This window comes from Mucilaginibacter sp. BGA-UO-ETr-C110, from assembly GCF_059567985.1.
Genome location: NZ_JCAQPB010000002.1, coordinates 3,105,494 through 3,119,161, shown reverse-complemented (window position 1 = coordinate 3,119,161; position 13,668 = coordinate 3,105,494). Strand labels below are relative to the sequence as shown.

General features: G+C 40.3%; 11 protein-coding genes. All 11 read left to right on the top strand.

The genetic code is table 11. The features are described 5' to 3' along the window. Positions 1 to 118 precede the first annotated feature (118 nt). The 11 genes from AC57BQ_RS13750 (at position 119) to AC57BQ_RS13700 (ending at position 13,386) form a co-directional block, all read left to right on the top strand. Positions 119 to 2,386 (top strand): TonB-dependent receptor, encoded by a 2,268-nt coding sequence (locus AC57BQ_RS13750; RefSeq protein WP_496406820.1) that lies wholly within the window; start codon positions 119 to 121, stop codon positions 2,384 to 2,386. A 751-nt stretch (positions 2,387 to 3,137) separates the two neighbouring features. After that, positions 3,138 to 4,331 carry a sensor histidine kinase gene (locus AC57BQ_RS13745; RefSeq protein WP_496406819.1) on the top strand — a complete coding sequence of 398 codons (1,194 nt, stop codon included), beginning with the start codon at positions 3,138 to 3,140 and terminating at the stop codon, positions 4,329 to 4,331. A gap of 11 nt (positions 4,332 to 4,342) precedes the next feature. Then, positions 4,343 to 5,038 (top strand): LytR/AlgR family response regulator transcription factor, encoded by a 696-nt coding sequence (locus tag AC57BQ_RS13740; RefSeq protein ID WP_496406818.1) that lies wholly within the window; start codon positions 4,343 to 4,345, stop codon positions 5,036 to 5,038. Between the two features lie 119 nt (positions 5,039 to 5,157). Further along, positions 5,158 to 5,535, top strand: a complete 378-nt coding sequence (locus tag AC57BQ_RS13735; protein ID WP_496406817.1) for a response regulator — start codon at positions 5,158 to 5,160, stop codon at positions 5,533 to 5,535. Positions 5,536 to 5,680: 145 nt separating this feature from the next. Continuing rightward, entirely contained in the window at positions 5,681 to 5,923 is a 243-nt protein-coding gene (locus tag AC57BQ_RS13730; RefSeq protein ID WP_496406816.1) for a PqqD family protein, read from the top strand. 4 nt (positions 5,924 to 5,927) lie between these two features. Next, positions 5,928 to 6,983, top strand: coding sequence for an ATP-grasp domain-containing protein (locus AC57BQ_RS13725; RefSeq protein WP_496406815.1), 1,056 nt, complete (start codon positions 5,928 to 5,930; stop codon positions 6,981 to 6,983). Between the two features lie 10 nt (positions 6,984 to 6,993). Further along, a complete protein-coding gene (locus AC57BQ_RS13720; protein ID WP_496406814.1) occupies positions 6,994 to 8,349 on the top strand; it encodes a hypothetical protein in 1,356 nt (451 codons plus the stop codon). Next, positions 8,346 to 10,508, top strand: coding sequence for an urea transporter (locus AC57BQ_RS13715; protein WP_496406813.1), 2,163 nt, complete (start codon positions 8,346 to 8,348; stop codon positions 10,506 to 10,508). Before AC57BQ_RS13720 ends, AC57BQ_RS13715 begins: the two co-directional genes overlap by 4 nt. Further along, entirely contained in the window at positions 10,487 to 11,665 is a 1,179-nt protein-coding gene (locus AC57BQ_RS13710) for a tetratricopeptide repeat protein (protein WP_496406812.1), read from the top strand. Before AC57BQ_RS13715 ends, AC57BQ_RS13710 begins: the two co-directional genes overlap by 22 nt. Further along, positions 11,653 to 12,273: a tetratricopeptide repeat protein gene (locus AC57BQ_RS13705; protein WP_496406811.1), complete on the top strand. Its 621-nt coding sequence runs from the start codon at positions 11,653 to 11,655 to the stop codon at positions 12,271 to 12,273. Before AC57BQ_RS13710 ends, AC57BQ_RS13705 begins: the two co-directional genes overlap by 13 nt. Positions 12,274 to 12,477: 204 nt before the next feature. Then, positions 12,478 to 13,386: a PepSY-like domain-containing protein gene (locus tag AC57BQ_RS13700; protein ID WP_496406810.1), complete on the top strand. Its 909-nt coding sequence runs from the start codon at positions 12,478 to 12,480 to the stop codon at positions 13,384 to 13,386. Positions 13,387 to 13,668 lie beyond the last annotated feature (282 nt).

The window sequence follows — 13,668 nt, the reverse complement described above, 5'->3', positions numbered from 1 at the left end:
AACATCAGAGCTTTAGAAATTTCAGCTATTTTGAGTATTCATCACTAAAAAAAGGTCATTCATCTATACACCCCGTTTTAAATTAAAGTTTGCCGCTACGTTTACACTGATTGATGACATGAAACTTACAATACCCCTATTAAGCATTTTACTATTGAGCAGCAGCGGGCTATATGCACAGCAAAAAACTATTTCAGGAACGGTTATCGACAGTGCTACCCGGGTGCCGGTTAACGGTGTTACCATAATTTTAAACCCGGTAAACAAAACAGAAATCACCGGTGAGACAGGGCATTTCTCCTACAGGGATGCAGGGTCTGCGGCGCGATCTGTTACAGTTACTGCCGTTGGCTATGGTAAGACGACCGTTTTAATAACAGATTTGCAGCGAAACCCAACCATCTGCCTGAGCCCACAGCAAACCCAGTTAACCGACGTGATCATTACCGCTAATAATCCAAACCCATATAGGGCGATCAGCGAAACCGATATCAAGCTCCGCGGCGTGTCCAATTCGCAGGAAGTATTGCGGATAGTGCCTGGTTTGTTCATCGGCCAACATCAGGGTGGTGGTAAAGCAGAACAGATCTTCCTGCGTGGTTTTGATAATGACCATGGCACCGATATCAATATGAGCATTGATGGCATGCCGATAAATATGGTTTCGCAGGCGCATGGCCAGGGTTATGCAGACAGCCATTTTATCATCCCGGAAACAATTGAAAGCACCGAGTACCAAAAAGGCATGTATAATGCGGAGAAAGGCGACCTGGCAGTAACCGGCTTTGTAAATTTTAACACAGCCAACGCGATCAGCGCTGATCAGATCAAAATAGAAAGCGGGCAGTTTAATACTTACCGGGTATTCGGTATGGTTAACCTGCTTGGTGAAAAAGCTAAAGCAAATAATCAATCCTGGTATGCTGCTTCGGAATACCGGTATAGTGATAGTTATTTTGATAACCCTCAGCATTTTAAACGTTTTAACTTTTTTACCAAATATCATGGCCGGCTAAATGCCAATAACTGGCTAACCCTTAGCGCATCCGCTTTGTACAGTACCTGGAAAGCATCGGGACAGATCCCGGAAAGCGCGGTAAATGACGGTGCGGTTGGATTTTACGGTGCACTGGACCCCAATGAGGGAGGGATAACATCGCGTGCCAATGTAAGCGCACAGCTTTTAACTACGCTTTCAAATCATGACATTATCAAAAACCAACTCTACTATTCGCGCTATAAATTTGATCTGCACACGAATTTTACGTTTTACCTGGTAGACACAGTTAATGGTGACGAGATACGGCAACGGGAAGCCCGTAATTTGTATGGCTATAACGGCAGTTATCAGTATGAAGGCTACATGGGTAATACTAAACTGATAACGGAAGCAGGGATCAATGCCCGGCTGGATATGACCAAAGGTTCGGAATTGTCGCATACCGTGAATAACTTCACGGTCATCGATCCCATTAAATTGGGTGACATTACCGAACTGAATACCGGAGCCTACCTGAGTGAAACATTTCAGTTCAGTTCAAAATTCTCGATGAATGCCGGGTTAAGGTTTGATCAGTTTTATTACAGGTATAACAATAAACTGGCCACCGATAGTACGCTTAATGGTATTGGCGTTTATTCCGCCAGGAATAATATAGTCAGTCCCAAACTGAATTTTTATTATAATGCTGATGATAAGACGCAATTCTATTTATTAACGGGGAAAGGTTTTCATTCCAATGATACGCGGGTGGTAGTGGCGCAGGGAGGTTTGCAAACGCTGCCCGCAGCATATGGCGCCGATCTGGGCACTGTGTTTAAGCCGGTCAAAAACCTACTGTTTAATGCTGCCCTATGGTATAGTTACCTGCAAAAAGAATATGTATATGCAGGCGATGGAGGTTCGGTAGAATTCAGTGGTCGCACGCGTCGGATTGGATTTGACTTGTCCGGCCGTTACCAGCCGCTCAAATCCTTATATTTTAATGCGGATGTAAATTACGCCCATGGCCGGTCGCTGGACGGGCCGTCCGGCGCAAACTATATTCCTTTAGCGCCAGTTTGGAGCAGCACAGGTGGCATAACCTACATTTTAAAGGATGGTTTCAATGGCAGTTTACGTTACCGCTATCTTGGCGACCGCGCAGCGAATGCCGACTATAGTTTGATTGCTAAGGGTTATTTTATTAATGACATGGTATTGAATTATACCCGGCCCAAATACGAAATTGGCTTAACGATAAATAACTTGTTCAATGTGCGGTGGAAGGAAACGCAGTTTGAAACCATTACACGGTTAAAAGGCCAGTCCCCTGTGGATGGGATTGCTTTTACCGCCGGTACTAAGTTCGCTGCTTTGCTGCATCTTAGTTATTTTCTTAAATAAGTATTTTAGCCTATTCGTCTATACATTTATGCTATTCATCGAGTCCTTTTTATTTATTCATTCATGAACTGGTACATTTATCCCTATCAAACTCAAGTTATACTTGATTTGGTGATAAGGTTTAGGTTTAAAGCCTCCAGGCTGTAATAGCCAGGGGGCTTTATTATAAACAGGATAATGCATTCTAATCAAAACCAATACTGTATAAATATCTAAATGATTGTATCCATTGTAATAGTTGTATTGGCATTGAGCTGTTTAATATGTCTGCTTGCTGTTCGCTTGCTTCCCAAAAAAAGATAACTAACAGCACATTAACGTTTCTTTAATTTTAATCAAAGCAGCAGCGCTATTCATTAAGGTTGGCAGGAGTTTGAAATCATAACGTATACCACTATTGATCCCCAATATTTAAGCAAGCCGCAGGTTTCTATCCTGATTCATCTATACAAAATAGCTATTCACCGATAGATCATTGGTTGTCTTTTAATGATTTGCCACTTTTAATTAATAATTCAGGATGGCAGGATCCATGAACTATTATGTTCAGTTTTCATTAGGTTGAGTGCCTGCGCAAAGCGCAGGCGCTTTTTATGATTTTTAGAATCATTGCGATGTATATTTTCAAGGCGGCGCTTCATATAAATAAAACAGATCTTTCAATATTCATTTTTTGCTGTCGAGGCCAGGAATGGTTACAAATGTCAGCGTTGTGGCTTCTGGTGTGCTTTTTTATTAAATTAGTAGCTATATGATCCGTTCAAAAGCCACTACCTTTTTTATTCATGCCGCCGGCTGGTTGGTATTTTTAGGTTTCCCGCTGTTATTCATGAACCGTACACAGCAAAACAGCACTTTTACTTTTACTGTAGTTCTTTCGCCTTATTACTGGCTGTTTTGTCTTACGTATATTTTTATGTTTTACTTTAACGCCTGGTACCTGGTACCCCGGTTTGTATTTCATAAAAAATATATCTGGTACGGGCTCATCGTTTTATTACTTTCGGGCTGTGTATATTTTTTACAGCCATTTGATAACTTGCTTGGGCATAATTTGCTTAAAAGCAATAAGCAAAACGGAAACGCTATAGCCGGACAACCTAATATTGGCCCTCAGATTATTCCTGCCGCCGGTGACAGTACAGCCCCCAATCAGCAGAATATGCCCTTTGGCCCGCTTCCGCACGAAGATCTGCGGATGCAGGACCCAAGTTTAAAGCCCTCCAACCGTATTATCTTTATCCATCAGTCGGGCAATATTGATATGGTTGCACTCTTTATTTTCATCATTGTGATGGGATTAGGTATTGCCGTAAGTACTGTACAAAAATGGCAGCTCACCGAGCAAATGGTGATCAGAGCCGAAGCCGAAAAGGCCCACGCTGAGCTTTCATTCCTTAAAGCGCAGATCAACCCGCATTTTCTCTTCAATACCCTCAATAATATTTATGCCTTATCAGTTACCGATAGTAAGCACACTTCAGAGAGTATCATGAAATTATCTAACATCATGCGGTACGTTACCGATGAGGTGACTGAGGATTTTGTTTTATTGAAAAACGAGATAGACTGTATCAATGATTATATCGACCTGCAAAAACTCCGGCTGAGTAAGAAAACGGCTTTGAGCTTTAATTTTTCTGGCGAAACAGATCAGCAGAAGATCCCTCCGCTGGTATTAATGACTTTTATTGAAAACGTATTTAAATACGGCGTAAGTAAACATGAGCCCTCCATCATCCGGATTAACCTGAATGTAATACCCGGCAAAATTTTGTTTGAATGCGAAAATACCATGTTTGAGAACCGGCCAGCTGCCAGCAGGAAAGGTATAGGCATAGCCAATACCCGGCAGCGCTTGCAGCATATTTATCCCGGGAAACATCGCTTAAACATCAGTTCTGTAGATGCACTTTACCGGGTTGAACTAGAAATTGACACTTAATAAATCCTTATATGCAGTTGAAATGTGTAGCTATTGATGACGAGCCGCTGGCGCTGGAGATCATCAAAAAATATGTATCAGATTACCCCTCATTAAAATTGGTAAACACCTTTGATGATGCTGTTTCAGGTGCTGAATATTTAAAAAGAAATAAAATTGATATACTTTTTATCGACATTGATATGCCGGATATTACCGGTGTCGACCTGGTTCGTTCGCTGCAGGAAAAACCGATGATCATATTTACCACCGCGTATAAAAATTTCGCTTTTGAAGGTTTTGAGCTCGAGGCTGTTGATTATTTATTGAAGCCCATTAACAATTCCCGCTTCAATGCGGCGATACAAAAAGCTATTGACTATTACCAATTTAAGAATACCAGTCATACCGAAGCAGAGGACTTTTTGTTCGTTCATTCAGAATACCGGGTGATTAAGATCAGTATAAGAGACATTGAATATATTGAAAGTATGCAGGATTATATCAAGATCTATTTAATAAATACCGAAAAGCCTGTATTAACCCTGATGCCTTTAAAAAGCGTTATTGAAAAGCTACCTGCCAACCAATTTGTTAGAATTCATCGAAGTTATGTGGTGGCTCGTGTCCAGATCAGGTCTATTTATAACAGGAAGATCAAGCTAAGTAAGATCGAACTCCCTGTTGGAACTAACTACACAGAGTTTATTAAAGACTGGGCTAAATAGCTGATTCTCCATGCGTTCGTCGATACATTTATGTTATTGAGCGACACATCTTTTTATGCTGGTGGAAATAGCTTCAATTTTATGCTATAAAATAATCGTTGAAATAAAACCTAAGCATCATGGAAACCACCAGCAACAAAAAAAAGATATTGATCCTGGATAAAAACGGTAGGATGTTATCAGCACTTGATGCCATTACGTATTTTGGTAATTTTGACGTCCATTTAATCTATGATCCTAATGCTATATACGATAAAGCAAAAGCGCTAAACCCAGATCTGATCATATTAGATTATTTGATCCCTGATAATGACTGTGCTTTGATTTGTCAGGATTTTAAGGATGATGACCGATTGAAAGGTATTCCGATTATTATTTTAACCACATTCAAAACTAAAAAAGCTCAGGAAACCACTTATAACTGCGATGCTCTTTTTATAAAGCCCCTTGATATGGAGCTGCTGGCCTCACGTATGGAATATTTAATAGCTTCATAAATAACAGTTTGTTAAAAAAGAACCAATCAAAACATGTTGAGGGCCAATAAATATATTATACTTGGGTAACAGATAGTTTTTTGTAAAACTCATTTGAACCTGCTAAGTTTAACCTTGTAATATTATAAAAAACCGATACTGTTAAATGAAAATCAAAAGTAATATCGCAACCAGTGAAAATGGGTTTATTTTTAACCCTGCCACCGGTGATTCTTTTTCGGGTAATGCCGTGGCAGCAGAATTATTATTGGCTATGAAAAATGGGAAACCCGAAGAAGATATCAAAAAAGATATTCTGGAAAAGTATGATGTGAGCGCTGAGCAACTGGAACGCGACTGGGATGATTGGATAGTGCAGTTAAAAGAAGCTAACCTGCTTGAAATTTAGGCTTATGGCGCCAGATAAGTACTCCGGTCTATGTATTGCGGTTACCGGGCTTAATGCCAATGACAACCCGGGGCCGGGTATGGCTGTGATACGTTCATTAAAAGCCGGGTTTGGAGATGGGATCAAAATAATTGGCTTAGCGTATGAATCACTCGAGCCAGGTATTTATATGCACGATCACGTCAAAAAAACCTATCAGTTGCCTTATCCAACAGAGGGGACTAAGGCGCTGCTTGATCGTTTGAGCTACATCCATCAACAAGAAAACCTGGATATCATTATCCCTAATTTTGACTCGGAACTGTTTAATTTTATAAAAATAGCTCCGCAATTGCAAGAGATGGGGATATCAAGCTTTCTGCCTTCTCACCATCAGCTTACATTGCGTGATAAGGTGCATCTGAAAGAATTTGGATCAAAAAATGGCTTTTATGTACCAGCCGATCATAAATTATTTACTGCCGACGATGTGAAAAAAGCGGCTGATGAATTCAACTTCCCGATGGTTATCAAGGGGAAATTTTATGAGGCTTATGTGGTTTACACGATGGATCAGGCGCTTAAATCGTTCAATCAGCTTAATGCCTCCTGGGGAGGGCCGGTAATAGCCCAGCAATATATTAAAGGTACCGAGATCAACATTGCGGCCATGGGCGATGGCAAAGGCAATAATATCAGTGTAGTTGCCATGCGCAAACTATACATTACTGATAAAGGTAAAGCATGGGCAGGAGTAACTATCAAAGACCCTGAATTTATTGAACTGGCAAATAGTTTTGCCCGCGTTACTAACTGGAAAGGTGGTTATGAACTGGAGATCATGAAGAACGAGGAAGGGGATTTGTATATCCTGGAGATCAATCCCCGCTTTCCGGCATGGATATACCTGACGGTAGCGGCAGGGCACAACCAGCCTGTTGCATTGGTTAAAATGGCACTTGGGGAAGAGGTTATACCTTATGATGATTACGAAGCCGGTAAATTATTTATCAGGTACTCATGGGATCACATTGCCGATATTAAAGACTTTCAACAGATCTCGGTATTTGGAGAGTTTTAATCTTATTATTATGGAAAAGCTGACTTACGAAAAACCATATATTAAAAAACTTCATGCGGGAGTAATGAATAAATTTGGTACGCGTACCGGTGTTCAACCCCTTAAACAAATAGATGGGGTTTCAGTTAAAAGCCTGATCGAAAGTTATGGATCTCCGATCTTTGTTTTGTCCGAAAAGCAGATCCGTAAAAATTACCGGTCGGCTTACAGGGCATTCAGTACCCGTTACCCTAAGGTGCAGTTTGCATGGAGCTACAAAACCAACTACCTGAATGCTGTTTGCAGAATATTTCACCAGGAGGGTAGCTGGGCCGAAGTAGTATCTGGTTTTGAATACCATAAGGCGTTGGGGAACGGTGTGCCCGGAAACAAGATTATTTTTAATGGTCCAGGCAAATCAATTGATGATCTTCAAACGGCAATTGACAATAATTCACTTATCCATATTGATCATTTTGAAGAATTAAACCAGCTGCTTACCTTAAGTAAGGACCTGGTAAACAAGCCGAGCGTGGCCATCCGTGTCAATATGGATACAGGAGTATATCCATCCTGGGACCGTTTTGGCTTTAATTATGAGAATAATGAAGCATGGACAGCGCTGGAGAAAATAGTTGACTCGGGTAAATTACAATTAGTTGGTTTGCACTGTCACATAGGCACGTATATGCTTTCGACGGCTGCATATGGAGTAGCCGCAAATAAACTATGTGATCTGGCCATGCGTTGTAATACCCAGCTGAATCAAAAAATTGAATATATAGATATGGGCGGCGGCTTTCCGTCAACCAATACGCTAAAAGGGGCTTATCTCCCGGGAGCTGATACAGTACCAACGGTTGATGACTTTGCCGAAACCATAACTTCAACAATACTAAACTTTGGCTTTGCACAGGAAGACTTGCCCACGCTTATCCTGGAAAGTGGGAGAGTACTTATTGACGATGCCGGCTACCTGTTAGGTACAGTTATAGCCAATAAGCGTTTAGGCAATGGTAAAAGGGCTACCATTATGGATTTTGGCGTAAATATTTTGTTTACCTCATTTTGGTATGAGCATCAAATAAGTCCGGCACAGGATTTTAACCCGCATAGTGAAAATACCATCATTTACGGCCCGCTGTGTATGAATATAGATGTGATAAGGGAAAGCATTAACTTGCCTTTATTAAGTCCTGGTGACCAGGTTGTTGTTCATAAGGTTGGGGCATATAACATGACTCAGTGGATGCAGTTCATCACCCTGCGGCCTGCTGTAGTATTGATTGACGAGCAGCAACGTACGCATCTGATACGCACCAATGAAACGCTTCATTATACCGAAGAACCGGAAATTATACCGGCACATTTAAATTATAGTAAGTGAAACAACAAATTTCAGTATTTATAAGATCGGTTATCAATTCATATTCGGTTCTGTTTTTTTCACAGAACCGGATATTGGGGATCATCTTGTTGCTGGTTTCATTTTTCAACCCGGTTTCCGGCCTTGCGGGCCTGGCTTGCGTCATTCTTTCTTTATCAATCGCGAGTCTGTTAAAATTTTCTGACGATAACCTGCAGATGGGAATTTACAGCTTTAACAGTTTACTGCTTGGTATAGCTTTCGGTTCATTTTACCATATAAACGGCATGTTTGTAATATGGTTGGTGATTGTTTGTATCATGGTTGTTATTGCAGCCATCATACTTTCACAGCGTCTTGGGAAATTAGGCCTTCCAATGCTTTCACTGCCTTTTATCCTGGTGTTTTGGCTGGTATTGCTGGCCACACACAGTATTTTTAATACCGGTCTACAACAAAAAGACAGCTATTTGCTGGAGGAGATCTACAACGGTTCCGGAAATCTTGCTGGTTTGGAGGGATATTTTGCCACTCATCTGCCTAAATTGCTTGGTTTATTTTTCCGTGCGTTAAGCGCGGTCTTATTTCAGCATAACATTATCGCGGGTATGTTAATAGCCTTTGGCTTACTTATCCACTCACGCATTTCTTTTAGTTTGCTCATTATTGGTTTTATAGCTGCCTGCGGATTTAATCATTTCACCAATACCTATCCCGAGGGTATTAGTTATTATCATTTGGGCGCAAATATGATGATGACCTCCGTAGCCATTGGAAGTTTTTTCACCATCCCATCTCTACGCTCTTATTTATTGGCAGTATTGTGCGTTCCGGTAGTGTTTATATTGATTAATGCATTTGCCGCTTTTATGTCCGTTCATCTGCTGCCGGTTTTTTCACTGCCATTTTGCGTTATTAATATAAGCCTGTTATATTTTTTAATGCTCCGTAAAAATCCCGGAAAACTTCAGCTGGTAATGGTGCAGCATTATTCTCCCGAAAGAAACCTTTACCAGTTTTTAAATCATCAGAGCCGGTTAAACGATCTGAAATATTTTAAACTGAATTTGCCTTTTATGGGATTCTGGACCGTTTCGCAGGGTTATGATGGGGAAATAACCCATAAAGGAGAGTGGGGGCAGGCATTGGATTTTGTGATCAGTGATGAGGAACAAAATACCTACCAGTATTCCGGCACATTACCAGAGCATTTTTACTGTTACAACAAACCGGTGCTGGCTTGCGGCGATGGGGTTGTAGAATTGGTAGTGAATCACATTGAAGAGAATGCCATTGGTCATACAAACCTTAAAGAAAACTGGGGTAATACCGTAGTGATATGGCACGCCATAGGGTTATATTCAAAAGTATCGCACCTGAAAAAAAATACGATAAAAGTTAAACCCGGTGATATCGTGAAACAGGGCGATCTGCTGGGACTTTGCGGTAATTCGGGTCGTTCACCGGAGCCACACCTGCATTTCCAATTGCAAACTACACCTTATATTGATTCAAAAACACTGGCTTACCCATTTGCTTATTACTTTAGTCGCCGTGATAACAAAAACGGTTTGGTGAGTTATGAGATCCCGGCAGAAGGAATTTTATTAAGTAACCCGGAGATCAACCAATCCGTTAAAAAAGCATTTGACCTGCAACCCGGCTATACCGCTCAATTAAGTGATGAAAAAGGGAGGGTAGAAAACTGGGAGGTTTTTAAAGATGCCTTAGGTCAATTATATCTGTACAGCAAAAATACCGGCGACGCAGCCTATTTTATTAACAACGGTACCTTGTTTTATTTTACCAGCTACTATGGCGATAAACATTCCCTGCTCTATTATTTTTACCTGGCAGCCCAAAAAGTTATCTTCAGCGATGCCGAAAGCATAGTGGCCAATGATCATCTTCCTTTACAGCTTACAGCGAGCAAACCATTGCTTTGGCTGCAGGATCTCATGGCTCCTTTTTACCGGTTCATCAATATTAACTATCAAAGCAGGTGCCGGCTTCAAAAAAATAGTTTAAGTATCGAGGCAAAACAATACCAGGAGATTGCCGGAAAAAAGACACCGGTCATGGACGCTGTTGTACATATTGACCAGGACAGTTTGCAGGCGTTTAGTATAACTATAAATGGAAGTAATATTAAAGCACGATGGACTACAGAAAATATATAACTCTTTCTGTTTTAATTTTTGCTTTTCTTGCTGCCCACACACAGGAAAATAAATTTGCTGTGGCCGATAGTACTGCTGAGAATTTATACAACAACGGCAATTGGCAACAGCTCATCACTTATGGTAACCAGGCAATAACCGATAGCCTCGATTTTCCTGGCTTGCGCTTTAAAATGGGTTATGCCTATTTTATTACCGGTAATTATAAAGCAGCCATTACACAATTTAACAAAGTATTAAGTAATGATTCGTACAATTCAACGGCGCGGCTTTATGCGTATTACTGCAATACCTACCTTAATAATTATATTGGGGCCTCATACCACGCATCATTCCTGGATAAGGAAATGTTGGGCAACCTAAAACTTACGCCATTCGGCCTGATTGATGCCGGGTTTGAAACCAGTATTAAATTACCAGATAATGCGGAGCGCGATAATGGTTTTTATGAACGTATTGGCCTGAGTAACCGTTTATCATGGCGCCTGCAATTGGAGCAATCGGCTATATTTTTTAAGCAGAATATATTTCGCTCAGCATATATAGACTATCCCAATCAAAAAGGCACAACTGACAACCAGTTTGAATACTTTGTAAAGGCAACGTTCGCGCTGAATAAAAACATCAGTTTTCTGGGATCATACCATTATTTATATACCAATTATCGAAGTAACACGTATAACAGTAATTTAGGCTTATTGGGTGTAAAATATGTAAGCCGTTATTTAGATATGCAGGGAGATGTTAATTTTGGACTGCTTATTAATAAAACTTTGAGGCAGTATAATACAAAATTGGATTTTTATCCATTAGGTAATCTTAATCTATACAGTACAAGCAGGGGATCTGTCTTAAATTTTAGTAATAAGAATCATTTGATATATAGCCAGGCCATCGGTTTTAAACTGGCAAAAAAAACCTGGCTCGAATCTTCAGCTACTTTTGGAAACCAGGATGATTACCAGGATGCTGACGGGCTCTATGTATATAATTCCATCGATCCTACAAAATTTAAGTGTGGCGAAACTATTTTTTACCAGGCAACTGCTCACGCATTACTGGAATTAAATTATATTTATGAAAAGAAAACAGACATTTACCGTTCTGTAAATTATAATCAAAGTTCTGTTACGTTTGGTATCTCATGGAAATTTTAAAGAAGACGTTTATAGCAGCATTTTTAATATTATTTGTACTACAACTACAGGCGCAAACTAATGCCGTACTGCAAAAAGCTTTTCATAACAGTTATACTGATGAACTGAACAAGAATTATGTAGCCGCTATTAATGATATTTATCCATATTATACCGACAATAGTTACGAGGTGAATATACGCCTGGGCTGGCTGCACTACCTTAACAAAAATTATACAGCTTCGCAATCGTATTACCAAAAAGCTGTTAATTTGAAACCTGGCGCTATCGAAGCCAAATTTGGTTACGTAAAGCCCCTGTCGTTCCTGCAAAGCTGGGACAAAGTGCTTGAACAATACCTGGCCATACTAAAAATTGATCCCCAAAATACACAGGCCAATTATTGGGCAGGTGTTATTTACTATAACCGCAAACAGTATGAACCTGCCATAAGGTGCTTTAAAGTGGTGGCTACGCTATATCCCTTTGATTATGATGGCAATCATATGTTGGGCTGGGCAAACCTGATGGCCGGTAAAAAAGCCGAAGCCCGTGCCCTTTTTGAAAAAGCCTTAATCATTAAACCTGCCGATGCCTCCAGTTCTGATGGCTTGAGCCGCTGTAATTAACTGCATAATTCAACTCAATTATCGATTAAAATTGCCCTTGATCGGGGCTTGCCCATAAATTCCCTTGCTGGTTTTTCATTTATCGATTTTTACCCCACATTCATCGATACACTGTTGGATGCACTGTATGCCGCCGTTAATTTCACGCAACCAAAATCGCTTACATTCCTGCATTAACTGATTGTGAAATTAATTCAAAAAACCATGAAACCCATTTACTTTATGTTATTCATGTTAGGCACGGCAGGCTGTCTGTCATCATGTAAAAAAAGCAGCGACTCTAAATCAACAGACGCTACAAGCACTTCGTCAACATCCACTACAGCCGCGTCAACCGGGGCTATTGCCGTTAGTTTAGCCACAGGTACTACTGATAGTCTGTACATGGTTGGCTGTTACGGCCATCACGACAAGAAAGATACTGTTGCCTTTAGCGCGTTGCCAACAGCCATCGGTACATATCTTACGGCTAATTACAGCGGTTATACCTTCAAAAAGGCTTATTCAATTACCGATAGCCTTAAAAAGGTGATCAACTACATCGTGACCATAAAATACGATAGTAATTATATAGGCCTCAAATTTACCGCGACAGGAACGTTTGTAAGCGTACTGGAACAAAGAACCGGTCCTGATTTGGTAGGCAAAGGCTGGCATTTAGGCGGCCCGTTTGATAACAGGGATGGTAAACACCGGGACACTATCGCTTTATCGGCCTTGCCTACAGCCGTAAAAAGCTATTTTTCAACCAACTATCCAACGGATACACTTTTGCATGCTTCAATTGCATTGGATAGTACCTACATTCTGATCAGTAAGAATAACGGATTGTTTGCAACCGCCATTAAAGCCAACGGCACTTTTATTAAACGTATGCAGATTGACAAACATATAGGTAATAAACTTACCGGGGTAACAGAAGCTAACCTGTTGGCAAGCATCACTACTTATTTAACAACAACTTATCCGGGTTATGTATTTGATAAAGCTTACTCATTAAGCGTGGGTGGAGCCATCAAGGTATACGTTGTATTAATCACATCAAACAGTACAAAGTATGCCATAGTATTTGATGCCAGCGGTGTTCTTGTAAAGGCCTTTGCCGTTCATTAAAATTTCTTCATAACCCCTAATTAATACCCGGTCTTCTTTAAAAAGGAGCCGGGTTTTTTATTCATCATTTTATGTACTGTTCACTGGTTAAGAGGCTGTATAAATCAAATTGACTACCCTTGGTGTTGTGCCAGCTATGAATTGAAATTAAGCTGGTCATATTTATACAAATTGGATTTACATAATTTATGGTTTACACTGTAAACCCAATTTTTGTTAACGGAGTTGATCCAAGACTATACATCAATTTGTGATTGAGTATCCGGATAGATCAAAGAAAAA